Raw genomic sequence first — 24,955 nt, 5'->3', positions numbered from 1 at the left:
GCCATGGAAGCATTCACCACGCACACCGGCCGGGCCGTCCCGCTGCGCCGCTCCAACGTCGACACCGACCAGATCATCCCTGCTCACTGGCTCAAGAAGGTGACCCGGGACGGTTTCGAGGACGGTCTGTTCGAGGCCTGGCGCAAGGACGAGAACTTCATCCTCAACCGCCCCGAGCGGCAGGGTGCGACCGTCCTGGTCGCCGGTCCCGACTTCGGCACCGGCTCCTCCCGTGAGCACGCCGTCTGGGCGCTGCAGAACTACGGCTTCAAGACCGTGCTCTCCTCCCGCTTCGCCGACATCTTCCGGGGTAACTCGCTGAAGAACGGGCTGCTCACGGTGGTCCTGGACCAGAAGGTCGTGGAGGCGCTGCAGGAGCTCACGGAGAAGGACCCGCAGGCCGAGATCACGGTCGACCTGGAGGCCCGCGAGGTGCGCGCCGAGGGCATCACCGCCTCCTTCGAGCTGGACGAGAACTCCCGCTGGCGGCTGCTGAACGGGCTGGACGACATCTCCATCACCCTCCAGAACGAGGCCGACATCGCCGCGTACGAGGCCAAGCGGCCGTCGTACAAGCCGCGGACGCTCCAGGTCTGATCCCGAGCCCGCTTCGGGCGTGATCCGCCACATCTGAATACGGCTGGTTTCAGCCACCGCAACACCCCGCCTGTACCCCCGATCGCCCCGATTGGGGGTACAGCCATGTCTGCACCCGAACGGGCGCTCGCGTCGTCGCAGGTCTTGCCAACTTCCCACGTTAGGAAGGATGTTGTGGGGGTACGTGAGTGCTGTGTCCGTGGCTTCCGCAAGTGCCCGGAAGGCCATTTGAGGCGGCAGTTGCCCCCTGCGCAGGCGACAACTCGCCCCAGATGGCACAATCTGTGCATGGAACACGACGGCCAACTCCAGCTCTATGCGGCGGTCGCGGACCAACTCAAGGAAGCGCACACAAAAGTGCGCGCACTGCAAGTCCCGGAGGGCGTACGGATGGCGCTGACCCGGAAGCTGCTGGTCATTACGGCCGCGGCCAAGCACGACCTCGCCGACGCGGCAAGGCGTCTCGAGCGGTTCAACGCGGACCTCGACGAGGGTCGAATCCCTGAAGAGGAACGCTGACTGGACCGCCCGTGACGACCGAATCCGTTGCGGCACAAGGGTGATAAGCCCGTTTCGTGTTTGATTTGCGGTATATATCTGCCTAACGTGCGAAAAAGCTTGAACACATTCGTTCTGGCGATGTCTCCGAAGGGGAAGACGTGAACAAGGCGCAGCTCGTAGAAGCGATTGCCGACAAGGTGGGCGGCCGCCAGCAGGCCGCCGACGCGGTCGACGCGGTCCTGGACGCCATCGTCCGTGCGACCGTCGCGGGTGACCGGGTCTCGGTCACGGGCTTCGGGTCCTTCGAGAAGGTGGACCGTCCGGCCCGTTACGCCCGTAACCCCCAGACGGGCGAGCGGGTTCGGGTCAAGAAGACCTCTGTGCCGCGCTTCCGCGCCGGCCAGGGCTTCAAGGACCTGGTCAGCGGAACGAAGAAGCTCCCGCGCGGCGGTGAGGTCGCGGTCAAGAAGGCGCCCAAGGGCAGCCTGACCGGCGGCGCTTCGGCGACGGTCAAGAAGGCGGCGGCGAAGAAGACGACCGCCAAGAAGGCGACCGCCGCGGCCAAGAAGGTCACCGCGAAGAAGACGACGGCCAAGAAGACCACGGCCGCCGCCGCGAAGACCACGGCGAAGAAGGCGACCGCCAAGAAGGCCACGGCGACGGCGAAGAAGACGGCCGCGAAGAAGGCACCGGCCAAGAAGGTCACCGCGAAGAAGGCGCCGGCCAAGAAGTCGACGGCGCGGAAGGCCACCGCCAAGAAGACCGCGACGGCGCGCTAGGGCGGGGCCCGCTGCACGGCGGGGTCGGGACACTCACGCGACGGGCCGGACTCCCTCAGGGAGTCCGGCCCGCGGTGTGTCCTGGTGTGAATTGAAGATGGTTGAGTTCGGAGTGCGGCCGGGTGGGGGCTGGTCGCGCAGTTCCCCGCCCCCCTTGCGGGACGCCTGCGCCTCAGAACGTTTGCAAGGTGACCAGGGTGACGCGAAAATCCTCGCCGGTCCCCTCCGTCTCGATCCGCACCCGCTGCCCCGGTCGGAGCAGCCGCAGGCCGCCCGCCTCGAAGGCCTTGCCGTCGAAGGGGACCGGAGTTCCGTCGTCCAGGAGTACCTGGCCGGCGTGGGTTTCCGGGTCGTACGTGTATGCGGTCGCCTGCATGAGCGCAGCCTACTGGTCCGGGATCAGCAGGCGGGCCGCCACCGCCGCGGTGCGCGGGCCCACGCCCAGGGCCAGGGCCGTGCGCAGATCCGCACCGGTGTCCACGTCCTGGCGTACCGAATCCACGCCGATCAGCCGCAGTTCCTCGGCGCCCGAGGCGGCATGGCGGGCGCGGGAATCGGGACCGAATGCGGGCGCCAATTCATTGCCGGGGGTCGCCGCCAGCAGGGTGGTGCCGATTGCCGCGGCGTCCGGGACAAAAGCGCGCGGGAATTCCGCGGCCGCGTCGAGCACCCGGGACAATTCCAGCGGGCGCAGCGCCGGCAGATCGGCGTTCAGGGCCGCCACGGGGCTTTCCGGACGCGATGCGCGCACGGCCGCCGTTCCGTGCCGCAGCGCGGCGTTCAGGCCGCTTCCCGGCGTGTCCGGCACGATGCGCGCACCCAGCGCCGACAGTTCCCGTCCGGCCAGCGTGTCGTCCGTGACGACCGCCACATCTTTCACGGCCTGGCAGGCCAGGGCCGCGGCCACCGTGTCCTGGGCGAAGGCCAGGGCCAGTCCCGGACGCAAACTGCCCGCCGCGGTGTCCGCGAGCCTGCTCTTGGCGCGAGCCAAGGGCTTGAGGGGTATGACCAAGGTCCACTGCACCGACGTACCGTCCCTCCCTTGTTGCCTCATTGTCACCCGGGCCCCGAGGCAGGAGCGGCAGCGAGGCGTACGGTGTTCCTCGACAGACCGGCGGACCGGGGCCACACTTCTCCCGGCCCCCGGTCCGGGAGAGGAAGTCCCGGAGCCCGGGAAGAAGTCCTAGAGGAAGGTGTCCGCGTGCCCCGCCGGAGAATCGGCTTCTGGTACCGCTTCGCTGCGGTGCTCTGCAAACCTCCGCTGGTGGTTCTGATCAAGCGGGACTGGCGCGGAATGGAGAACATTCCGGCCGAGGGTGGATTTATCACTGCGGTGAACCACAATTCACATGTCGACCCCTTCGCCTACGCCCACTATCAGTACAACACCGGCCGCGTTCCGCGATTCCTGGCGAAGAGCGGGCTTTTCAAGAAGGGATTCGTCGGCGCCGCCATGCGGGGCACCGGGCAGATCCCCGTCTACCGCGAGTCCACCGACGCGCTCAGCGCCTTCCGGGCCGCGATCGACGCCGTGGAACGCGGCGAGTGCGTCGCCTTCTACCCCGAGGGAACGATCACCCGCGACCCGGACCAGTGGCCCATGACAGGCAAGACCGGTGCCGCCCGCGTCGCCCTGCAGACCAAGTGCCCGGTGATCCCGGTCGCCCAGTGGGGCGCCAACGAACTCCTCCCGCCGTACGCGAAGAAGCTCAACGTGCTGCCCCGCAAGACCCACCACGTCCTCGCGGGCCCGCCGGTCGACCTCACGCGCTTCTACGACAAGGAGATGACCCAGGACGTCCTCAAGGAGGCGACCGAGGTCATCATGGCCGCCATCACCCGCCAGCTGGAGGAGATCCGCGGCGAGAAGGCCCCTGAGACCCCCTACGATCCACGCCAGGTACGGATCGAGCAGCGGCGCCGGACGCGTGCGTCGCACAGCGGTCCGGAAGAGTCGCAGAGCGGTGTGGAAGAGGAGAGCGGCAAGTGAGCATGCCTGCCAAGGCGGCGGTCTTCAGCGCGGGTTCGTGGGGTACGGCCTTCGGGATGGTGCTGGCCGACGCCGGGTGCGACGTCACCCTGTGGGGGCGGCGCGCGGAGGTGGTGGAGGCCATCAACTCCGGCCGTACCAACCCCGACTACCTGCCCGGAGTGGAACTCCCCGAGAACCTGCGGGCCACGACCGACCCCGCCGAGGCCGCGGCCGGCGCCGACTTCACGGTCCTGACGGTGCCGTCCCAGACCATGCGGGCCAACCTGGCCGACTGGGCGCCGCTGCTGGCGCCGCGCACGACCCTGGTGTCCCTCATGAAGGGCATCGAACTCGGCACCACCATGCGGATGAGCCAGGTCATCGCGGACGTCGCCAAGATCGACCCGAACCGCATCGCCGTCGTCACCGGCCCCAACCTCGCCCGTGAGGTCGCCGCCCGGATGCCGGCCGCCGCGGTGGTCGCCTGCACCGACGAGACCGTCGCCCAGCGCCTCCAGACCGCCTGCCACACGCCGTACTTCCGGCCGTACACCAACACCGACGTCATCGGCTGCGAACTCGGCGGCGCGGTCAAGAACGTCATCGGGCTCGCGGTCGGCATCGCCGACGGCATGGGCCTCGGCGACAACGCCAAGGGCTCCCTCATCACGCGCGGCCTCGCCGAGACCACCCGCCTGGGCATGGCCCTCGGCGCCGACCCGCTGACCTTCTCCGGACTCGCCGGTCTCGGCGACCTGGTGGCCACCTGCTCCTCGCCGCTCTCCCGCAACCACACCTTCGGCACCAACCTCGGCAAGGGGATGACCCTGGAGGAGACCATCGCGGTCACCAAGCAGACCGCGGAGGGCGTCAAGTCCTGCGAGTCCGTGGCCGATCTGGCCCGCAGGCACGGTGTGGAGATGCCGATCACCGAGACGGTCGTGGACATCGTGCACGAGGGCAAGCCGCCGGTGGTCGCCCTCAAGGAGCTGATGTCGCGCAGCGCGAAGCCCGAGCGACGCTGAGCCACGGCACGCGGCGGACGCTGTCTCGGGGCACTACCACCGGGTACTCTCAACCCGATATGAGCACCGAGAACCTCCCCCAGAGCCCTGAGCAGCCCGCTCGCAAGCCGCGTGTGGCCGTCGTGTTCGGCGGTCGCAGCTCCGAGCACGGGATCTCCACGGTCACCGCCGGAGCCGTCCTGAACGCCATCGACCGGACGAAGTACGACGTCCTGCCGATCGGCATCACCCGGGAAGGCCGCTGGGTGCTCACGGCCGACGAACCCGAGCGCATGGCCATCACCGAGCGCCGGACGCCCGAGGTCGGCGACCTCGCCGAGTCCACCGAGGGCGGCGTGGTCCTCCCGGTCGACCCGGCCAACCGCGAGGTCGTCTACAGCGAGCCCGGCTCGGTGCCCAAGGCCCTCGGCGAGGTCGACGTGGTCTTCCCGATGCTGCACGGCCCGTTCGGCGAGGACGGCACCCTGCAGGGCCTCCTGGAGCTCTCCGGCGTCCCCTACGTCGGCGCGGGCGTGCTCGCCTCGGCCGTCGGCCAGGACAAGGAGTACATGAAGCGGGTGTTCACCTCGTTCGGCCTCAAGGTCGGCCCCTACCTGGTGATCCGCCCGCGTGAGTGGCGGCGGGACGAGTCCGCGGCCCGCAAGAGGATCGTCGACTTCGCCGGCGAGCACGGCTGGCCGCTGTTCGTGAAGCCCGCCCGCGCGGGTTCGTCGATCGGCATCACCAAGGTCGACGACCTGTCCGGCCTGGACGAGGCGATCGCCGAGGCCCAGTCCCACGACCCGAAGATCCTCGTCGAAGCGGCCGTCCGCGGCCGCGAGATCGAGGTCGGCGTCCTGGAGTTCGAGGAAGGCCCGCGCTCCTCGGTCCCCGCCGAGATCCCGCCGCCCTCCGAGCACGCGTACTACGACTTCGAGGCCAAGTACATCGACTCCACCCCCGGCATCGTCCCGGCCCCCCTCACCCCGGAGGAGACCGCCGAGGTCCAGAAGCTCGCGGTGGACGCCTTCGAGGCCGCGTCCTGCGAGGGCCTGGTCCGCGCGGACTTCTTCCTCACGGAGGACGGCGACTTCGTGATCAACGAGATCAACACGATGCCGGGCTTCACGCCGATCTCGATGTACCCCCAGATGTGGCAGGCGTCGGGTATCAGCTACCCGGACCTGATCGACCGCCTGGTACAGGCAGCCCTGAACCGTCCGACGGGCCTGCGCTAGAAAACGCCTCAAGCGGAAGCGCCCCGTCAGGGGCGCTGGGGGTCCCCCCGGCCGAAGGCTGGGGGAGGAACTGCGCGACCAGCCACAACGTACCGGCACTCGACACGCAACCGGTCCACTCACGGCGATCAGTCGGCGATCCCTTCCGGAATCGCCTTCTTGATGGCAGGCGCCAGACTCACCAACGGCGCCATGCCATCCCCGGTCCGCCCCGCCGGAATCGTCACCTCGACATACGCCCTGCGCAACGTCGTCGTGAACCGGAACGATTTGTCGGCCCGCTGTTCCAGCAGCCACCCGACCCCGTTCACCTCGACCCCGTCGGCCTCGGGATCGGACATCTTCGCAGGCCGATCCACACCACACCGCAGTATGATCGCCGGGTCGCCACCCCAGCCGGCGGTCAGCGGAGAGGCCGGTTCCGGATCACGCCGGCTCAGCTTGTCGACCTTCGTCGGCAGCACCTCGTCGAGGTGCCGGCACAGCTTCGTAACCGCCACCCCCGGGTGGGGAACCGCCGCCGACGGGCCGTCGTCTGCTGATGAGCAGCCCGCCGCCGCGATCGTCAGCAGGGCGAGCGCGGGCAGACCGAATGGCCGGTGACGGAAGATGTTCACCGGCCAAGCGTAGACGGGGGCTACAGATGGACGACCGGGCAGGTCAGGGTACGCGTGATGCCGTCCACTTGCTGGACCCTCGCGACCACGAGCCGGCCGAGTTCGTCGACGGTCTCCGCTTGCGCGCGCACGATGACGTCGTACGGTCCTGTCACATCCTCGGCCTGGATCACTCCAGGGATCTTGCTGATGATCTCGGCGACGGTCGACGCTTTGCCGACCTCCGTCTGGATCAGGATGTACGCCTGTACCACGGAACCTCCAGGGCGGCCACGAGGATCATGTGGGGAAAAGGAACGCCACGGTATCGCGTCGTCGCTCACCGCGGGGAGACCTGCGCGGACAGGGGCTTGCGCGCCAGGGTGCAGGCAGGACAGAAGTTGACGGTCACCTCGACCGTATCCAGGACGACGATGACGCGCGAGCGGGCACGGCAAGGCACAGAAGGGGCGCAAGCACAATGAAGGGCACTGTTGGTGAGCTAGGTGAGTTCGGGCTCATCAGGGAGCTCACCTCCCGTCTGACCACCACTCCGGCGGTCCGGGTCGGCCCGGGCGACGACGCCGCGGTGGTCGCCGCGCCCGACCGCCGGGTCGTGGCGAGCACCGACATCCTGCTGGAGGGCCGGCACTTCCGCCGCGACTGGTCCACGGCCTACGACGTGGGCCGCAAGGCCGCCGCGCAGAACCTCGCCGACATCGCCGCCATGGGTGCCGTGCCGACCGCCCTGCTGCTCGGCCTGGTCGTGCCCGCCGAACTGCCCGTGACCTGGCCCAGCGAGCTGATGGACGGCATCCGCGACGAGTGCCAGGTGGCCGGCGCCTCGGTGGTCGGCGGCGACGTGGTCCGCGGCGACACGATCATGGTGTCGATCACCGCGCTCGGCGATCTGCGCAACCAGGAGCCGGTCACCCGGGCCGGCGCCCAGCCCGGCGACCTGGTGGCCGTCACGGGCTGGCTGGGCTGGTCCGCGGCCGGCTACGCGGTGCTCTCCCGGGGCTTCCGCTCGCCGCGCGCCTTCGTGGAGGCCCACCGCCGTCCCGAGCCGCCGTACCACGCGGGCCCGGCCGCCGCCGCCCTCGGCGCGACCGCGATGTGCGACGTGAGCGACGGGCTGATCGCCGACCTCGGGCACATCGCCGAGGCCAGCAAGGTCCGTATCGACATCCGCTCCGGCGCGATCGACATCCCGACCCAGATGAACGACATCGGCCAGGCCGTCGGCGTCGACCCCATCCAGTGGGTGCTGACCGGGGGAGAGGACCACGCGATCGTGGCGACCTTCCCCCAGGACGTGAAGCTGCCCGCCCGCTGGAAGGTCATCGGCGAGGTCCTCAACCCGTCCGCGCTGCCCCAGGTGACCGTCGACGGCGCGCCCTGGACCAGCAAGGGCGGCTGGGACCACTTCGGGGACATCGAGTCATGAGCGTCCCGCGCGTGCTGACGGTCGCGGGCTCCGACTCCGGCGGCGGGGCCGGGATCCAGGCCGATCTGAAGACCATGCTCGCGCTCGGCGTGCACGGCATGAGCGTGCTCACCGCGGTCACCGCGCAGAACTCCGTGGGCGTGCAGGGCGCTTGGGAACTTCCGGTCGAGGCCGTCCGAGCCCAGTACCGCAGTGTCGTCGACGACATCGGCGTCGACGCAGTGAAGACCGGGATGCTCGCCTCGGCCGAACTGGTCGAGACGGTCGCGGACTTGATCGCCGGGACCGACGCGCCGGTGGTCGTCGACCCGGTCGGGGTCTCCAAGCACGGCGACCCGCTGCTCGCCGCCTCCGCCCTGGACTCGGTCCGCACCAGGCTCCTCCCGTTCGCCACCGTCGCCACCCCGAACCTCGACGAGGTGGCCCAACTCACCGGCGTGCACGTCGAGTCGGAGGCGGATCTACGACGGGCCGCGGCGGCCGTGCTGTCGTACGGGCCGAAGTGGGTGCTGGTCAAGGGCGGTCATCTTCCCGGCGAAGCCGCCGACCTGCTCACGGACGGCACCGACGAGCACCTGCTGCGCGCTCCCCGGCACGACAACCGGCACACGCACGGCACGGGCTGCACCCTCGCGTCGGCGATCGCGTCGCAGCTCGCGAAGGGGCAATCCGTGCCGGAGGCGGTGGCGGCGGCCAAGGAGTACGTCACCGGGGCGATCGCGGCCGGGTTCGCGCTCGGCGCCGGGATCGGGCCCGTGGACCACGGCTGGGCCCTCGGGACGGGGCTCAGAAGGGATACTCCCGCAGCTTGATGCCGGTCGCCGCCTTCTCGGTCATCCGCTTGAAGAAGCGGGCCAGCGGACGGGAGGCGAGCAGCCGGTACATCCGGTCCCGGCTGCGGATGCGCCGCTCGGTCGGCGGGGCGAAGAACGGGCCCGCGTTCCCCGAGATCTTCTGGCAGCCCTTGGCGAAGTCCCGGATCCGGGACTCGTACTCCGCGAACGCGACACGGAAGTCACCGTCCGCGAGCGCGAGTTCACCGGCGAGGACGTACGCCCCGACGATCGCCACCCCGGTCCCCATGCCGCCCATGGTCGCCCCGTACCCGGCGTCCCCGAGCAGGACCACCCGCCCCTTGACCAGCCGGTCGACATGGATCTGGGCGATCGCGTCGAAGTAGACGTCGTCGGCCTCTTCGAGGGCCTCGAGGACGGCGGGGAGCTCCCAGCCCATCCCGGCGAAGCGTTCGGCCAGGATCCGCTTGACCGCCGTGACGTCCCTGCGGTCGTACGGCAGCTCCTCGGACCGGAAGACCAGCAGCGCGCCCGCGCGGTCCGGGTCGCCGTCGTAGTTGCCGACGACGGCCGCGCGGCCGGGCTCGCTGTAGACCCGGCCGGTGCGGTCCAGGCCCAGGTGGTTGGGGACGTCGAAGGCGGCCACGTAGTGGTCGAAGAAGCGCAGGTAGCGGGACTCGTCGCCGAAGACCAGCCGACGGGTGTCGGAATGCAGCCCGTCGGCGCCGACGACCAGGTCGAAGCGGCGGGGCGCGCCCTTCTCGAAGGTGACGTCGACACCGTCGGCGTCCTCGCCGAGCGTGGCGATCGAGTCGCCGAAGACGTACTCGACCTCGCCCTTGGTGCGCTCGTACATGATCTGCGCGAGGTCGCCCCGGAAGATCTCCACATCGCCGCTCATCAGTTCGGCGGGCAGGTCCACGCGCGGGCTGCCGCCGGCGTCGACGACCGTCTGGCGGCCCATGTGCGTCTGGCGGGCGTGGATCTCGTCCCAGATGCCCATGGAGGTCAGCACGGTGCGGTGGACATGGCCGCGGAAGTCGACGGCGAAGCCGCCGCCGCGCAGGTCCGGGGCCTTCTCGACGACGGTGACGCGGGCGCCGAGCCGGGCGAGGTTGAGGGCGAGGGCGGGTCCGGCGACACTGGCGCCGGAGATCAGGACGCTGAGGTGGGCCAGGTTCTTCTGCTGCGGTGTCTGCGGTGTCTGCCGCGTCTGCTTCGTCATACGAGGAGCTTCGGCGGGGGCGCTGACCGTCCCCCTACCGTTCGCTGACCGCCGCTGACCGTTGCCGCAGGCCCTGCTGAAAGGCCTCTTCGTAGGCCTCGGGCGACAGCTTCGCCCGGACTTCCTCCTCGACGCGTACGACATCCGGGTCGCCTCCGCTGCGGACGCCCCGCAGGCCCGTCCCCGCGCCCAGCAGCACCGCGGCCCGCTCGGCCGAGTCGGCCACGGACGCCAGCGCCTCCGCCGCGTCGGCGAGTTCCAGGTCGCCCGGTCCCTCGACGGCCAGTTCGGCGGCCTGCCGGAACCAGTCGCGGGCCTCCTCGGTGTGCCCCTCGGCGGCGGCCGTCCGCCCGAGCCCGATCAGGATGCGGACCGTCTCGCCGACGCTGAACCAGTTGGCGGCGCACTCCTGGAGGGCGTTCTCGTAGTGCACGCGCGCGTGTGCACGGTCCCCGGCCAGCCGGGCCGCGTCACCGAGACCGCGCCGGGCGGCCGCCACCTTGTCGGGGAGCCCGGCGCCGCGGGCGAGCGTCAGCGCCTGCTCGAAATGGGCACCGGCGGCGGCCGTGTCGCCCCGGTGCAGCAGCACGGTGCCCCGGCTGCGCAGCAGGTCGGCGGTCTCCTCGGGGGCGGCCAGCTCCCGCACGTGCGTCAGCCCCTCGTCCAGCAGCTCCAAGGCGCGCCCGGAGTCACCGCGGGTGTGGGCGAGCAGACCGAGCGGGTCGAGGCAGTTGGCCATGCCCCAGCGGTCACCGGTGGCCCGGTAGCCCGCCAGCGCCCGGGAGAAGTACTCCTCGGACTCCCCGGGGCGGCCGGAGAACTGCGCCCGGAAGCCCAGCCCCACATCCAGCAGGGCATGCGCCCAGGGGGACGCGCCGGCCAGAGCGAGGGCCTTCTCGTCGGCGGCGGGTCGCGGACCGGCCGCCACCGCCCACAGCACGAGGACGTACGGCAGCCGCAACGGTCCCCCGTACGCCTCCAGAACGGCGTCCACGCGCGCGATGAGCTCCGGTTCCTCGCCGGCACCGGAGAGCGCGTTGATCGCGCACAGTACGTACTCCTCCTCCAGACCGGGCGGGGGCGTGTCCCCGACGGCGGCCAGCAGCTCCCGTGCCGTCCTCATCCGTTCGCCGTGCACTCCGCGCAGCCGCCAGAACCAGGAGAGGGGTCCCATGAGGCGCAGGGCCCGGTCCGTGTCGTGGCGCACCAGGTGGCGCAGTGCCGCGTCCAGATTGCCCTGCTCGGCGGCGAGCCGGGCCAGCCAGGGGAGCTGGCCGCCGCCGCGCAGCCGAGGCTCGGCCTCCTCGGCCAGCCGCAGGAAGTAGTCGGCGTGGGCGTCCGCGAGATCCTCCTCCCGCTCCTCGGCGGCGAAGGCCCGGATCGTCTCCAGCATCCGGTAGCGCCCCTCGGACACCTCCAGGAACGACTTCTCCACCAGCGAGGCCAGCACGTCCTCCGGATACGGCAGCCCGCACACCGCCTCGACCGCCGCTGAGGTCGCACCCCCGGAGAAGACCGTCAGCCGCCGCGCCAGCTCCCGCTCCTCCTCGTCCAGCAGGCCCCAGCTCCACTCCACGACCGCGCGCAGGGTGCGGTGCCGGGGCGCCTTGGAACGGTCGCCGCGGGAGAGCAGCCGGAACCGGTCGTCCAGGCGGTCGGCGAGTTCGTCCGGGGTGAGGGTGCGCAGCCGGGCCGCCGCCAGCTCGATGGCCAGGGGCAGCCCGTCGAGGGCGGTGCAGATGCCGGCCACGCGCGCGTGGCCGTCGAAACCGGGGCGTACGGCACGGGCCCGGTCCAGGAAGAGCCGCACCGCGGGTTCCGGCGGCAGCGGGGGCACCGGGACCAGGATCTCGCCCGTGATGGCCAGGGACTCCCGGCTGGTGGACAGGATCCGCACACCCGGGCAGGCGGAGAGGAGCAGGGCGGCGACCCTGGCGGCCTCCTCGACCAGGTGCTCGCAGTTGTCGAGGACGAGCAGCAGCTCACGGTCCTCCAGGGCGGCCAGTAGCCGGTCCGTGGTGTCGGCGGCGGGGCTGCGGAAGCCCTCGCGGACACCGACGGCGGCCAGGACAGCGTACGGGATCCGGGAGCCGTCGGTGAGGGGCGCGAGTTCGACGAAGGCGGCACCGGGACGGTGCTGGGCCGCCTCGATCGCCAGCCGTGTCTTACCCGCCCCGCCGGGACCGGTGAGCGTGACCAGCCGGGAGTCGGCGAGGAGGGCGGCGATCCGGGCGAGTTCGGGTTCGCGGCCGACGAACCGGGTGAGCTGGACCGGCAGCCGGGGCCGCACGGGCTGTGCGCCCCGCAGCAGCTCCAAGTGCAGCGCGGAGAGCTCGGGCGAGGGATCGGCGCCCAGCTCGTCCGCGAGGGCGCGGCGGGCCTCCTCGTACACGGTCAGCGCCTCGGCGGGCCGCCCGCCCGCGTGCAGGGCCCGCATCAGCTGCCCGTACAGCCGCTCGCCCAGCGGGTGGGCGGACAGCAGGGCCCGTAGCTCCGGTACGAGCTCGGAGCCGCCGCCGAGTGCCAGATCCGCCTCGATGCGGTCCTGTACGACGGCCGGCCGCAGTTCCTCCAGCCGCGTGGCCTCGGCGTCCGCGTCCGGGAGGTCGGCCAGCGCGGGACCGCGCCACAGGGCGAGCGCCTCCCGGAGCCGGGCGGCCGCCTGCGTATGGTCACCGGCGGCGAGAGCGGTGCGCCCGGCCGCGGACAGTTTTTCGAACTGATATACGTCCACGGTGTCAGGGGCGACGGCGAGGCGATAGCCGGTGGGTGTGGCCTCGATCTCCGCGTGCGGGGCCAGTCGCCTGCGCAGCCGGGAGATCTGGGACTGGAGTGCGTTGGCGGCCCCGGCGGGCGGCTCGGCCCCGTACAGGCCGTCGACGAGGCGCCGCGTGGGGACCGCGCGGCCCGCGTCGAGGAGCAGCAGGGTCAGGAGCGCGCGGGGGCGGGGGCCGCCGGGGTCGACAGGGGTGCCGTCGTCGGTGCGTACGTCCAGAGGGCCCAGGATGCCGAAGCGCATCCGTACAGCCTGTCAGGGCCCGGCCGCGCGGGGTCCGGAATTTCAGGCACGGCAAAAAGCCGGCCCACCCTGAGGTGGACCGGCTCTGTGCAGCGAACCAGCGGTGGCCGCGCGCTCAGCGACAGTGCGTCAGCGCGAGACCTTGCCGGCCTTGATGCACGAGGTGCAGGCATTGACGCGCTTCGGCGTCCCGCCGACCACGGTACGCACACGCTGGATGTTCGGGTTCCAGCGACGGGACGTACGGCGGTGCGAGTGCGAGATGTTGTTGCCGAAGCCCGGCCCCTTGCCGCAGACGTCGCAGTTGGCAGCCACGGGTCACTCCAAAGACTTCAGATGCACTTACGGTTGAATCCCGGCATGCCGGGATCGAGATCGTGTGGATCTGATGATCTTGATTGGCGTTGCCAGGGGAATAGCCCGATCAGATCGGGCAACCGGAGCAGCATACAACGGCTGCGACGGTTAGACGAAACTAGCATGGCAGCTCAGGGGCCCGCCCCCGGCCCACTTCCGGTGGACACCCCTGTGAGGTCTACGCTGCGTCCACGTCCAGCCAGCTCAAGGAGGCGCAGGTGGCGCAGGTGCCGCAGACATTCTTCGATGCTCTCGCGGTACGCACCTGGTGCGGTCTCGCGCTCGGGGCGCTCGGACGGGCGCGCGAGGAGATCGACGCGATCAACGTCTACCCGGTGGCCGACGGCGACACGGGCACCAACCTGTATCTGACGGTGGAGTCGGCCACGGGAGCCGTGGAGGCCGTCTTCGCGGGCTACGAGCTGGGCGAAGAGGTACCCACGCTGGCCGACGCCGTCGGCGCGATGGCCCACGGGGCCCTCATAGGCGCGCGCGGCAACTCCGGCACGATCCTGGCGCAGCTGCTGCGCGGCATGGCCCATGTCCTCACCGAGGGTGAGGCGACTCACATGGACGGCGAGGGGCTGCGGCTCGCGCTGCGGTACGCGGCGGATTCCGCCCGCCGCGCCGTGGCCCACCCCGTCGAGGGCACGGTGCTGTCCGTCGCGTCGGCGGCGGCCGACGCCGCCGACGCGGCCGGGAGCGACTGCGGGACGGTCGCGGGGGCCGCCTACGAGGGCGCCTGCAAGGCGCTGGCGGCGACCCCGGGCCAGCTGGCCGCCCTGGAGCGGGCCGGAGTGGTCGACGCCGGCGGGCGGGGTCTGGTCGCGGTGCTCGGGGCGCTGGTGGAGGCGTTCACCGGGGAGACCCCGACGCCTTTCGACGCGTACGCGCACGCGTCCGGGACGGGCCCGGTCGTGCACGCGCGCGTGGACGCCGTTTCCGACGCCCGGGCCGAGACCCGCACCGCGGCCTCCGCCGGGCCCGCCTTCGAGGTCATCTACCTCCTGGAGGCCGAGGACAGCGCCGTGGACCGGCTGCAGGCCCGGCTGGACGCCCTCGGGGACTCCCTGGTCGTGGTCGGCGGCGACGGACTGTGGAACGTCCATGTGCACGTCGACGACGCCGGCGCCGCCGTGGAGGCGGGCGTCGAGGCCGGGCGGCCGTACCGGATCAGGATCACGCACTTCGGCGCCGGGGACGTGCACAGCGGCGGGGACCGCCCGCCGCGCGAGCGGGTGCAGCGGGCCGTGGTGGCCGTCGTACCGGGGGAGGGGCTGGCCGGACTGTACGGCGAGGCCGGCGCGACCACGGTGCTCGCCCGCCCCGGGGAGCCGCCCGCCAGCGGGGAGCTGGTGGATGCCGTACGGCGCGCCCACGCGCGCGAGGTGGTGCTGCTGCCCAACGACGCCGACCTGCGGCACACGGCGGCCGCGGCGGCCGAGCAGGCCCGGGCGGAGGGCATCCGGGTCGCCCTCATCCCGACCCGCTCGGCGGTCCAGGGCATCGCCGCGCTCGCGGTGCACCAGCCGGACCGCCGCTTCGACGAGGACGTCGTCCAGATGACCTCGGCGGCGGGCGCCACCCGCTACGCCGAGGTCGTGATCGCGGAACGGCAGTCCTGGACCATGGCCGGCATCTGCCAGGCCGGCGACGTCCTGGGCCTGATCGACGGCGACGTGGCGGTGATCGGCTCGGACGTCACCGCCACCGCCGAGACCGTCCTGGACCGGATGCTCCAGGCCGGCGGCGAGCTGGTCACCCTCGTCCTCGGCGACGAGGCGCCCGACGGCGTCGCCGACCGCCTGGAGGTACGCGTGCGCGAGGCGTACCTCGCCGTCGACACCGTGGTCCACCGGGGCGGACGGCAGGGGGCTCCGCTCCTCATAGGCGTCGAGTAGACCCCGGTCAGGCGCGGGACGAGCCCCCTCTGCTCATTCTTCCGTAGGTTCCAGCAGCTGCCGGGCCTCCGTCCGCCGGGACCGGACCGTCTCGTCGGCCGGGTCGGCGCCCTCGTAGGCGTCCAGCACCGCACGCGCGCGTGCCGCCGCGTCCGCCGGACGGCTCAGGTCGGCCTCCAGCCAGCCGGCGGCCAGTTCGGCGCCGGTACGGCTGTGCAGTCCCTCCTCGCCCAGCGTGGCGAACACCGAGATCGCCGCCGCCATCTCCGCGAGAGCCGCCTCGAACGCCTCCTGGATCGCCGCGTCCTCGGCCTCCTCGGGCACCGAACGGGCCAGCAGATCACCGAACTGCCGGCGCGTGTGCCCGAGCTCACCGGCGAGCCGCTCCGCCCCGGCCGGGTCGTCGACGACCTCCAGCGCCGACTCGCACTCGCGGACCGCGTCCGCCATCAGCTTCCGCGCGCCCTCCAGCCCCTCCTCCGTGCGCAGCGCCAGCCAGGCACGGGCGCGCAGCGAACGCACCAGGAAGTGCACATTGCCCATCGCCCGCCACAGCTCGCCCGCGCGCGTGTACGCCCGGTCCGCCTCGACGGGCAGGCCCGCGTTGCCCAGCGACTCGGCCGCGAGGTGGGCCAAAGTGGCGTGGTCGTGCTGCTCGGGCCAGTGCCGGGCGATCTCGGCCGCCTGCAGCCGCCGTTCGGCCGCCGCATGATGCTCGCCGAGCTCGCTCAGACAGTCCCCGAGCCACCACTGCGTCTGGACGACCGCGCCGTCCCCGTGCGTCTCGGCACTCAGGTCGGCCAGCGCCGACTCCAGCACCTCGGCGGCCTCCGCGAACCGCCCCTGACGCAGCAGGAAGCCGCCCAGCTGGTGCCGCGCCCAGGCGCCCAGGGTGGAGCTCTCCCCGGCCTCGTCGGCCCAGTGCGCCGCCTCCAGGGCATGCTCGGCGGCCTCCGCGGCAGCGCCCCGGCCGCCGAGGACCTCGGCGAGCTGGAGATGCAGCTGGGCCCGCCCGACCGCCTCCACATACGGCCCGCCGTGCTCCAGAGCCGCGCGCAGCGCCCGCTCCGCCTCGGCCATGTCACCCTGCGCATGGGCGAGCGCGGCCACCCGCACCTCGTACTCCACCGCGAACCACGGCAGCTCGGCGCCCACGAACTGCGCCGTCGCCTGCCGGAACAGCTCGCCCGCCCGCTCCCCGTCCCCGGCCAGCTCGGCCAGTTCGGCGAGCATCGCCCGCCCCTCGGCCGCCCGGGACACCAGCCGGACATCGGACCCACCGCGCCCGCCGACGAGCGCCAGCAGCTCCCGTACGGCCTGCTCGGCGTCGGCGGCGCCCGCCGACCGCTCGTGCACCCGCCGCATCAGGATCCGCGCCCGGCTCATCAGCACGGCCGCCGTCTGCCGCACCCCGGTGGCGTCCTCGGCGTACAGGGCGAGAATCCGGTCGTACGGCTCGTCGACCGAGGCCAGCGCCTCGTCCAGCTCCCCGGACAGCGCCCGTACGTACGCCGCACGCGCGCGTGCCGCGATCGCCTCGCCCTCGTCGCCCGACTCCGCGTACAGCTCCGCCGCCCGCTCGAACAGCTCGACGCCCTCGGGGCCGCGCCCCATCGCCGTGTGGTCGGCGATCTCCGCGCGGACGTACGTGTCCACCTCGGCGTCCTCGGCGGCCCGTGCGACCGCCGCCCACGCTTCCAGGGCATGCGGCTGCAGCGTGTCCGACAGCCGCCGCGCCTCGGCGAGCAGCGCGGGCAGCTCCGGCTGCGCGGACTGCTCCGGCACCGGCACCTGTGCCACCGGTGCCGCGGGCGCCGTCCGTGCCGCCCGCACACCCAGCGGCAGCCGGTCCACCAGCGGCCGCTGGGCCATCCGCTCACGCACCTGGTCACCGACATAGGAGGTGCCGTTGCGGGCGTCGAACCGCGCCGCCAGCTCCTCGGTCTCCACGCGCGCGTGGACGGCGAGCTCCTCGGCCGTCCACACCCGCCCGGCGGGTCCCGGCACCCGCTGCTCCCCGAGCCCCAGCTCGGTCAGCCGCTCCATCAGCAGTGTCACCACCGCCATGAAGTCCAGCCGGCTGCGCGGCTGCCCGGTGTCCGTGAAGTAGGCGGGACGCTCCGCCAGCAGCTCCAGACCACGCGCCTCGTTGCCGGTCAGCGCGCAGAACTCCACGTGGTCGGCGTAGGCGCCCCGCATGCTCTCCATGGGGCGGACCAGCCGGAAACCACGCAGGTGATGGGCGCGTGCCTCGTCGACCCGGCCCAGCCGCAGCAGCGGGGCCAGCGAGGAGGCGAGGACCGTGTGCGGCTCGTGGGCACAGCTGTACTCGCCCTCCAGGACCGGCCGCCACAGCTCCAGGGCCTCGGCGTCCCGCCCGTTCCTCAGCTGCCAGCCGCCCTGCCCGTGCAGCTCGCACGCGTGGCAGTCGGCCATCCGGTCCCGGTCCGCCGCCAGCCAGGCCGCATACGCCTGCTCCGCGCGCGGGAAGTCACCGATGTGCCCGGCGACACTGAACTCGGCACTGCGCACCGCCCGTTCCGAGTGCCCCGCGAGCCGGTAGCGGTGCTCCATCTCGCCCAGCCACTTCTCGATCGAGGCGAGCGGGATGTGCGGCTGGTCCAGCATGCCGGCCGACATCCACTTGAAGACCCAGTGCAGCGAATGCGTCTCGTACTCGTCGAAGTCCTCGGGCCGCTCGTCCCACATGCGCAGCAGCCGCGCGAACGGGACGAACATCCGGTCCTTCTCGGAGCTGTAGTTGTAGACCTTCAGCTGGTGCCCGAGCGCCTCGATCACGGCGAGCGGGATGTTCAGCTTCTCGGCCGCCAACAGCAGCTGCTCCGCGCGCGCGTTGCGGGCCGGGCCCTCCGGCTCCTCGGAGTTCTCCGCCATCGCCCGGCGCAGCGAGTCGAAGTCGGTGATCCCGTCGATTCCGGTCATCAGCGATCACCCTCCCCAAGAGTGGCCCATTCCAGGAGGCCGATGAACGAGCGGTTGATCAACGCCGAGTCGGCCGGCCGCAGCGGACGCTGCGCCATCAGCAGCGCCTGCCCGTAGAGCGATTCGGTCGCGGTGCCGATCAGCTCCGGGTCCTTGAGCGAACTGATCCGCCGGATCAGCGGATTGAGGTGGTTGAGCACCAGCCGCGCGCGGGGCGTACTGCCGCGCAGCGAGCCCAGGATGCCCGCCCACAGGTCGTCGGCCTGCTCCTCGGCCTCCGCACGGGCCTGTTCATGACGGGCGGCGCGGTCGTCGAGGTGGAGGGCGGGGACCGAGAGGGGGTGGAAGGCGCGCAGTACTATGTCACATTGCAGTGGGTCGAGCTTGGCCCGCGCCACCGCCAGGAACCCCGCCAGCGCCAGCTCCTCCGCCGGGTCCACCGAGTCCAGATGCGCGGTCACGGTGTCCGCGTCCAGCTCCGCGACCACCGTCCCGGGCCGCACCGACGGCAGCGCCTCGACCAGCTCACTGTCGTACGTGTAACCGCCGTTGACCACCCCGACGCCCTGCGCGGAGGCGATCGGCGCGACCTGCCGGTACTCCTCGACCGACCGGGTGAAGTGCACCACCGGGTGCCGCTGCGCGAACTCCTCCAGCGAGAGCTGCCCGTCGGTGGTCTCGAACGGCAGCCACGGCAGCATCGTCCGCAGCATCTCCGCGTCGTGCCGGGCCAGCGACTTCACGCCCAGGTGGTGCACCGACAGGAAGGCGGAGAGCCGTTCCGGATCACCGGCCGCCAGCCCGGTCAGCCAGGACCGAATCCTTTCGCCGAGCGCCTCCCGTACGCCGGCCAGCGTCTCGTCCTCGTACAGCGACTCGCGCGAGGCCGTCGGCCGCAGACTGTCCGTGTCCAGCACACAGCGCACGAAGAACGCCCAGTCCGGCAGCAGCTGTTCGGCCCGCTCGGTCAGCAACATGCCCTTGAGGTGCACGCGGTGCGAGGCCCGCTGGGCAGGACTCACCGCCGACGGCAGCACATACGCCACCCCCCGGATCCCGGCCAGCGGCACGTCCAGCGCGATCGAGTCCAACGGCGTGAACCCGAACAGCTCGTGACAGTGCCGGGCCAGCGCCACCCGCCGGGTCGCGGGGGAGGGGTACGGCCGGTCCCAGGGCGCCGGCAGGTCGGTGACCGCCTCGTCGCCCACCCGGACGTCGTACGGCAGCAGCGAACCGAAGTCCCGGGCCAGCGCCAGCACCCGCCGCTCGTCCAGCCACTCCGCCGCGCCCGCGCGCGCCACCAGATACACGGTGGTACCGGGCTCGGGACGGGCGTCGGGCGGCAACGTCCGCACGGTGTACGACCCGTCGTCGCGTGCCGTCCACTCCACGGGCGGCGCGTCCGGTGTCCGGGCGCTGCGGCTGACCACCCGGATCCGCTCGGCGACCACGAAACAGGCCAGCAGCCCGATGCCGAACTGGCCCAGGAAGTCGGAGCGGGCCTCCTGCAGCCCGTCCCCGCGTTTGGAACTCCGCCCGATGGTCGCGAGCAGAGTGTGCACGTCCGACTCGGTGAGCCCGACGCCGCTGTCCTCCACCCGGAGCGAACTGCCGTCCGCGTACAGCCGCACCCGCGCCGGGGCGTCGGGCTGCTCGGCCCGTCTCGCGGTGATCGCGTCCACGGCGTTCTGCAGCAGCTCGCGCAGATAGACCTTGGGACTGGAGTACAGGTGATGGGAGAGCAGGTCCACCAGACCACGCAGGTCGACCTGGAACGTATGCGGTGGCTGTGATGCCTGTGATGACTGTGAGGTCTGGGAGTCCATCGTCGCTGCGCCGGAGGGGGGAAGACGTGGTCGGCGCGGGGTCGGGCGGTCCCTGGTGGGGCGGTGACCGCGGAAGGATGGCCGGAGCGCGCCATCCTATGACTCAAAACGACCGTCTGACCAGGTGTTTCCCGAACCGTATCCGGGATTGTCAGTGGCGTGGTGTGCAATGGATCTCGTGCCCGCACTGGAAGAACCACTGAAACAACCGCTGAAGTCAGTGCTCGGCCCAGCCACCGCGAAGGTGATGGCCGAGCACCTCGGCCTGCACTCCGTCGGCGACCTCCTGCACCACTACCCCCGCAGATACGAGGAGCGCGGCCAGCTCACCCACCTCGCCGACCTGCCCATGGACGAGCACGTCACGGTGGTCGCCATGGTCGCCGACGCCCGCCTGCACACGTTCGCCTCCTCCAAAGCGCCCCGCGGCAAGGGCCAGCGCCTGGAGGTCACGATCACCGACGGCAGCGGCCGGCTCCAACTGGTCTTCTTCGGCAACGGCGTGCACAAACCCCACAAGGAACTCCTGCCGGGCACCCGCGCGATGTTCGCCGGCAAGGTGTCGGTCTTCAACCGCCGCCTCCAACTGGCACACCCAGCATACGAGTTGCTCCGTGGCGACGACCCCGACGAATCCGTCGAGAGCTGGGCCGGGGCCCTGATCCCCCTCTATCCGGCCACCGCCAAGCTGGAGTCCTGGAAGATCGGCAAGGCGGTCCAGACGGTCCTGCCCAGCGCCCAGGAGGCCCTGGACCCCCTCCCGCCGACGCTCCGCGACGGCCGCGGACTCCTTCCGCTCCCCGAGGCCCTCCTCAAGATCCACCGCCCGCACACCAAGGCGGACATCGCGGCGGCCCGCGACCGCCTCAAGTGGGACGAGGCCTTCGTCCTCCAGGTGGCCCTGGCCCGCCGCCGCCACGCCGACGCCCAACTCCCGGCGGTGTCCCGCAAACCATCCCCCGACGGCCTCCTCACGGCCTTCGACGACCGCCTCCCCTTCACCCTCACGGACGGCCAGCAGAAGGTCTCGAAGGAGATCTTCGACGACCTGGCGACGGAACACCCGATGCACCGGCTGCTGCAGGGGGAAGTCGGTTCCGGCAAGACCATGGTGGCCCTCCGCGCGATGCTCGCCGTGGTCGACGCGGGCGGCCAGGCGGCCATGCTCGCCCCCACCGAGGTCCTGGCCCAGCAGCACCACCGCTCGATCACCGAGATGATGGGCGAGCTGGCGGAAGGCGGCATGCTCGGCGGCGCGGACCACGCGACCAAGGTCGTCCTCCTCACCGGCTCGATGGGCACGGCGGCCCGCCGCCAGGCGATGCTGGACCTGGTCACGGGCGATGCCGGGATCGTCATCGGCACCCACGCGCTGATCGAGGACAAGGTCCAGTTCCACGACCTCGGCCTGGTGGTCGTGGACGAACAGCACCGCTTCGGAGTCGAGCAGCGTGACGCGTTGCGCGGCAAGGGCAAGCAGCCGCCGCACCTCCTCGTCATGACGGCGACCCCCATTCCGCGCACGGTCGCGATGACGGTCTTCGGCGACCTGGAGACCTCGGTCCTGGACCAGCTCCCGGCGGGCCGCTCCCCGATCGCCACGCACGTGGTCCCCGCCGCCGACAAGCCCCACTTCCTGGCCCGCGCCTGGGAGCGGGTCAGGGAAGAGGTGGGCAACGGCCATCAGGCGTACGTCGTCTGCCCCCGCATCGGTGACGAGGAGGACGACCCCAAGAAGGCGAAGAAGTCGGCCGAGGACGAGGCGGAGAAGCGCCCGCCGCTGGCCGTCCTGGACGTGGCCGACCACCTGGCCAAGGGCCCGCTCAGCGGCCTCCGGGTGGAGGTCCTGCACGGCAGGATGCATCCCGACGACAAGGACGCGGTCATGCGCCGCTTCGCCGCGGGCGACACGGACGTCCTGGTCGCCACCACGGTCATCGAGGTCGGTGTCAACGTCCCCAACGCCACCGCCATGGTGATCATGGACGCCGACCGCTTCGGCGTCTCCCAGCTCCACCAGCTGCGCGGCCGGGTGGGCCGAGGCTCGGCGCCCGGCCTCTGTCTCCTGGTCACGGAGATGCCGGAGGCCAGCGCGGCCCGCCAGCGCCTGACGGCTGTCGCCTCGACCCTGGACGGCTTCGAGCTGTCGAGGATCGACCTGGAGCAGCGCAGAGAGGGCGACGTGCTCGGCCAGGCCCAGTCGGGCGCCCGCTCCAGCCTCCGCGTCCTGGCGGTGATCGAGGACGAGGAGATCATCGCGGAGGCGAGGGAGGAGGCGACGACGCTGGTGACGAGGGACCCCGAACTGACCGACCTCCCGGGCCTGCGGACGGCCTTGGACGCCCTCTTGGACGAGGAGAGGGAGCAGTACTTGGAGAAGGGGTGAGTGGAAGCGCCCCTTCAGGGGCGCGGGGAACTGCGCGAGCAACCACGACGCACGTGCTGCCAAACTGAATCCGCAACCACCCCGGACCGAGGATTCAAAATGACCCGCGTGATCGCAGGCGCAGCCGGCGGACGTCGGCTCACGGTGCCACCAGGCACAGGCACCCGGCCCACTTCCGACCGCGCACGCGAAGGCCTCTTCTCCACCTGGCAGTCCCTCCTCGGCGGCCCCCTGGACGGCGAACGCGTCCTCGACCTCTACGCCGGCTCCGGCGCCGTGGGCCTGGAGGCCCTCTCCCGGGGCGCGGGACACACCCTTCTCGTCGAGGCCGACGCGAGAGCCGCCCGCGTCGTACGTGAAAACGTAAAGAATCTGGGCCTGCCCGGCGCCGAAGTCAGGGCGGGCAAAGCGGAACAGATCATCCAGTCGCCGGCGCCGGCGGAGCCGTACGACATCGTCTTCCTCGACCCCCCGTACGCCGTCTCGGACGACGATCTTCGGGAGATTCTCCTCACACTCCACTCCGGGGGCTGGCTCGCGCCCGACGCCCTCGTCACCGTGGAGCGCAGCACCAGAGGCGGCACCTTCGGCTGGCCGGACGGCTTCGAGGCCCTCCGGTCCCGTCGTTACGGCGAGGGAACGTTTTGGTACGGTCGCGCCGCCTCTACGTGCGAAGACGCACGATGACCGGACCGGAGAGCGAGGGATCACAAGTGCGCCGCGCCGTCTGTCCCGGGTCGTTCGACCCGATCACCAACGGACACCTCGACATCATTGCCCGTGCGTCCCGTCTCTACGACGAGGTCTACGTCGCGGTGATGATCAACAAGTCCAAGAAGGGCCTGTTCGAGATCGACGAGCGGATCGACCTGATCCGCACGGTCACCGCCGACTACGCCAACGTCCGCGTCGAGGCGTTCCACGGCCTCCTCGTCGACTTCTGCAAGCAGCGCGAGATCCCGGCCATCGTGAAGGGCCTGCGGGCCGTCAGCGACTTCGACTACGAGCTGCAGATGGCGCAGATGAACATCGGCCTGACGGGCGTCGAGACGCTGTTCGTGCCGACCAACCCCACCTACAGCTTCCTCTCCTCCTCCCTGGTCAAGGAGGTCGCGCAGTGGGGCGGCGACATTTCCCACCTGGTTCCGGCCCCTGTCCTGGAGGCCCTCAACAAGCGTCTTCACAGGGACTGATGGGGCTACAGTCGTCCCGTCCGTCTCCAACACGGCTGTAGAGAGTGGCGAGCGCAGGGTGGACGTACAGAAGAAGCTCGACGACATCGTGGCCACGGTGTCCGGCGCCCGGGCCATGCCCATGTCGGCGTCGTGCGTGGTCAACCGCGCCGACCTGCTCGCGATGCTCGAAGAGCTGCGCCAGGCGCTGCCCGGCTCCCTCGCGCAGGCCCAGGAGCTGATCGGCGACCGCGATCAGATGGTCGAGCAGGCCCGGATGGAGGCCGAGCGGATCATCGAGACCGCGCACGCCGAGCGCGGGTCGCTGATCTCGGACACGGAGGTGGCCCGCCGTTCCCAGTCGGAGGCCGACCGGATCCTCGGCGAGGCCCGCAGAGAGGCCGAGGAGGTCCGCGCCGAGGCCGACGACTACGTCGACTCCAAGCTCGCCAACTTCGAGGTCGTCCTCACCAAGACGCTCGGCTCGGTCGGCCGCGGCCGCGAGAAGCTGCTCGGCACCGGCCCGGGCCTCGACGAGCAGGGCTACGAGGACGAGGACGCTCCCGAGCGCAGCCACGACCCCGAGACCCTGCGCCGGGACGCCGACGCCTACGTGGACACCAAGCTGGGCGCCTTCGAGGCGGTCCTCGCCAAGACCCTGGAGGCGGTCGGCAAGGGCCGCGCCAAGCTGCACGGCCGGATCGCCACCGACGACCTGGGCGCCCTGGCCGACGACAACACGACCTTCCAGCACTCCAGCGACGCCGACTACCTCGCCGACCTCGCGGCCCTCGCCGACCAGGACGAACGGGCGGCGCAGGCGGCCCAGGCCGAGCAGCCCGCCGTCCAGATCCCGCAGCAGCCGCAGTACGACCAGCAGCCGGTGCAGCAGGATCCGTACGGCTATCCGCAGCAGCAGCCCGCCTACGCCCAGCAGGACGCGTACGGCTACCAGCAGCAGGACCCCTACGGCTACCAGCAGGCCGACCCCTACGCCTACCAGGGCTACGACACCGGCCAGCAGCCCGTCTACGACCCCCAGCAGCAGCCGGCGGTCCAGCACCAGGCGCACCAGTCGTACGACCTCGACGAGACCAGCCTCTTCGACACCGGCATGATCACCCCGGAGCAGCTGAGGGCCTACGAGCAGGGTCGGGGCCTGTAGAGAACGACCGGATTGGGCCGACAGCGAAAGGTC

The 24,955-nt window shown here is 71.5% G+C and carries 22 protein-coding genes; 13 read left to right on the top strand and 9 right to left on the bottom strand.

Annotated features, from left to right (window positions below; genetic code table 11):
- The first annotated feature begins 3 nt into the window (after positions 1–3).
- The 3 genes from leuD (at position 4) to ACIRR9_RS22755 (ending at position 1,877) form a co-directional block, all read left to right on the top strand.
- Positions 4–597, top strand: coding sequence for a 3-isopropylmalate dehydratase small subunit (gene leuD, locus ACIRR9_RS22765; RefSeq protein ID WP_403754653.1), 594 nt, complete (start codon positions 4–6; stop codon positions 595–597).
- A 288-nt stretch (positions 598–885) separates the two neighbouring features.
- Positions 886–1,116 (top strand): hypothetical protein, encoded by a 231-nt coding sequence (locus tag ACIRR9_RS22760; RefSeq protein WP_362325503.1) that lies wholly within the window; start codon positions 886–888, stop codon positions 1,114–1,116.
- A 140-nt stretch (positions 1,117–1,256) separates the two neighbouring features.
- Positions 1,257–1,877, top strand: a complete 621-nt coding sequence (locus tag ACIRR9_RS22755) for an HU family DNA-binding protein (RefSeq protein WP_365344587.1) — start codon at positions 1,257–1,259, stop codon at positions 1,875–1,877.
- A 172-nt stretch (positions 1,878–2,049) separates the two neighbouring features.
- Here ACIRR9_RS22755 and ACIRR9_RS22750 read toward each other — a convergent pair whose 3' ends face one another.
- Entirely contained in the window at positions 2,050–2,253 is a 204-nt protein-coding gene (locus tag ACIRR9_RS22750; protein ID WP_403754648.1) for a hypothetical protein, read from the bottom strand.
- 9 nt (positions 2,254–2,262) lie between these two features.
- On the bottom strand, positions 2,263–2,901 hold the full coding sequence (gene cofC, locus ACIRR9_RS22745; protein WP_384567412.1) for a 2-phospho-L-lactate guanylyltransferase: 639 nt from the start codon (positions 2,899–2,901) through the stop codon (positions 2,263–2,265).
- A gap of 177 nt (positions 2,902–3,078) precedes the next feature.
- Between cofC and ACIRR9_RS22740 the strand changes: the two genes are divergently transcribed.
- Genes ACIRR9_RS22740 through ACIRR9_RS22730 form a run of 3 tightly spaced genes read left to right on the top strand, consistent with a single transcriptional unit; the run spans position 3,079 to position 6,091 of the window.
- Positions 3,079–3,867 (top strand): lysophospholipid acyltransferase family protein, encoded by a 789-nt coding sequence (locus tag ACIRR9_RS22740; RefSeq protein WP_403754644.1) that lies wholly within the window; start codon positions 3,079–3,081, stop codon positions 3,865–3,867.
- Positions 3,864–4,874 (top strand): NAD(P)H-dependent glycerol-3-phosphate dehydrogenase, encoded by a 1,011-nt coding sequence (locus ACIRR9_RS22735; RefSeq protein ID WP_365344579.1) that lies wholly within the window; start codon positions 3,864–3,866, stop codon positions 4,872–4,874. The genes ACIRR9_RS22740 and ACIRR9_RS22735 overlap by 4 nt, the downstream gene beginning before the upstream one ends.
- 59 nt (positions 4,875–4,933) lie before the next feature.
- Complete coding sequence (locus ACIRR9_RS22730) at positions 4,934–6,091, top strand: D-alanine--D-alanine ligase family protein (protein ID WP_403754641.1); 1,158 nt, start codon at positions 4,934–4,936, stop codon at positions 6,089–6,091.
- Positions 6,092–6,219: 128 nt separating this feature from the next.
- Here the strand turns inward: ACIRR9_RS22730 and ACIRR9_RS22725 are convergent, their stop codons facing one another.
- Positions 6,220–6,708 carry a DUF3515 domain-containing protein gene (locus ACIRR9_RS22725; RefSeq protein ID WP_403754638.1) on the bottom strand — a complete coding sequence of 163 codons (489 nt, stop codon included), beginning with the start codon at positions 6,706–6,708 and terminating at the stop codon, positions 6,220–6,222.
- A 20-nt stretch (positions 6,709–6,728) separates the two neighbouring features.
- Positions 6,729–6,962 carry an Lrp/AsnC family transcriptional regulator gene (locus tag ACIRR9_RS22720; RefSeq protein WP_093498875.1) on the bottom strand — a complete coding sequence of 78 codons (234 nt, stop codon included), beginning with the start codon at positions 6,960–6,962 and terminating at the stop codon, positions 6,729–6,731.
- 206 nt (positions 6,963–7,168) lie between these two features.
- Between ACIRR9_RS22720 and ACIRR9_RS22715 the strand changes: the two genes are divergently transcribed.
- Both ACIRR9_RS22715 and thiD read left to right on the top strand, forming a co-directional pair.
- Positions 7,169–8,134, top strand: a complete 966-nt coding sequence (locus ACIRR9_RS22715; protein ID WP_123973889.1) for a thiamine-phosphate kinase — start codon at positions 7,169–7,171, stop codon at positions 8,132–8,134.
- The gene (gene thiD / locus ACIRR9_RS22710; RefSeq protein ID WP_403754635.1) at positions 8,131–8,946 is read left to right on the top strand and encodes a bifunctional hydroxymethylpyrimidine kinase/phosphomethylpyrimidine kinase; all 816 of its coding nucleotides are present in this window, start codon (positions 8,131–8,133) and stop codon (positions 8,944–8,946) included. Before ACIRR9_RS22715 ends, thiD begins: the two co-directional genes overlap by 4 nt.
- Here thiD and ACIRR9_RS22705 read toward each other — a convergent pair.
- From ACIRR9_RS22705 to rpmB, 3 genes are all read right to left on the bottom strand, one after another.
- A complete protein-coding gene (locus ACIRR9_RS22705) occupies positions 8,921–10,153 on the bottom strand; it encodes an FAD-dependent monooxygenase (RefSeq protein WP_403754632.1) in 1,233 nt (410 codons plus the stop codon). The two genes, thiD and ACIRR9_RS22705, sit on opposite strands and share 26 nt — an antisense overlap.
- 34 nt (positions 10,154–10,187) lie before the next feature.
- Positions 10,188–13,172 (bottom strand): BTAD domain-containing putative transcriptional regulator, encoded by a 2,985-nt coding sequence (locus ACIRR9_RS22700; RefSeq protein ID WP_403754629.1) that lies wholly within the window; start codon positions 13,170–13,172, stop codon positions 10,188–10,190.
- 129 nt (positions 13,173–13,301) lie between these two features.
- Positions 13,302–13,487 (bottom strand): 50S ribosomal protein L28, encoded by a 186-nt coding sequence (gene rpmB / locus ACIRR9_RS22695; protein WP_003993230.1) that lies wholly within the window; start codon positions 13,485–13,487, stop codon positions 13,302–13,304.
- 260 nt (positions 13,488–13,747) lie between these two features.
- On the opposite strand from rpmB, the gene ACIRR9_RS22690 reads away from it, so the two are divergent.
- Positions 13,748–15,430, top strand: coding sequence for a DAK2 domain-containing protein (locus ACIRR9_RS22690; RefSeq protein ID WP_403754626.1), 1,683 nt, complete (start codon positions 13,748–13,750; stop codon positions 15,428–15,430).
- 33 nt (positions 15,431–15,463) lie between these two features.
- Here the strand turns inward: ACIRR9_RS22690 and ACIRR9_RS22685 are convergent, their stop codons facing one another.
- Positions 15,464–18,373, bottom strand: coding sequence for a tetratricopeptide repeat protein (locus ACIRR9_RS22685; RefSeq protein ID WP_403754623.1), 2,910 nt, complete (start codon positions 18,371–18,373; stop codon positions 15,464–15,466).
- Positions 18,373–20,199, bottom strand: a complete 1,827-nt coding sequence (locus tag ACIRR9_RS22680; protein ID WP_403754620.1) for an HSP90 family protein — start codon at positions 20,197–20,199, stop codon at positions 18,373–18,375. The genes ACIRR9_RS22685 and ACIRR9_RS22680 overlap by 1 nt, the downstream gene beginning before the upstream one ends.
- A 169-nt stretch (positions 20,200–20,368) precedes the next feature.
- On the opposite strand from ACIRR9_RS22680, the gene recG reads away from it, so the two are divergent.
- The 4 genes from recG (at position 20,369) to ACIRR9_RS22660 (ending at position 24,922) form a co-directional block, all read left to right on the top strand.
- Entirely contained in the window at positions 20,369–22,585 is a 2,217-nt protein-coding gene (gene recG / locus ACIRR9_RS22675) for an ATP-dependent DNA helicase RecG (RefSeq protein ID WP_403754617.1), read from the top strand.
- 99 nt (positions 22,586–22,684) lie between these two features.
- The gene (gene rsmD / locus ACIRR9_RS22670) at positions 22,685–23,272 is read left to right on the top strand and encodes a 16S rRNA (guanine(966)-N(2))-methyltransferase RsmD (RefSeq protein ID WP_384567476.1); all 588 of its coding nucleotides are present in this window, start codon (positions 22,685–22,687) and stop codon (positions 23,270–23,272) included.
- A 26-nt stretch (positions 23,273–23,298) separates the two neighbouring features.
- Complete coding sequence (coaD, locus tag ACIRR9_RS22665) at positions 23,299–23,778, top strand: pantetheine-phosphate adenylyltransferase (RefSeq protein WP_365344699.1); 480 nt, start codon at positions 23,299–23,301, stop codon at positions 23,776–23,778.
- Positions 23,779–23,836: 58 nt separating this feature from the next.
- Positions 23,837–24,922, top strand: coding sequence for an ATP synthase F0 subunit B (locus tag ACIRR9_RS22660; protein WP_403754613.1), 1,086 nt, complete (start codon positions 23,837–23,839; stop codon positions 24,920–24,922).
- The last annotated feature ends 33 nt before the right edge of the window (positions 24,923–24,955 follow it).

Source organism: Streptomyces sp. NPDC101234 (assembly GCF_044767525.1).
GTDB lineage: Bacteria > Actinomycetota > Actinomycetes > Streptomycetales > Streptomycetaceae > Streptomyces > Streptomyces sasae.
This window is presented reverse-complemented; position numbering and strand designations above follow the sequence as displayed.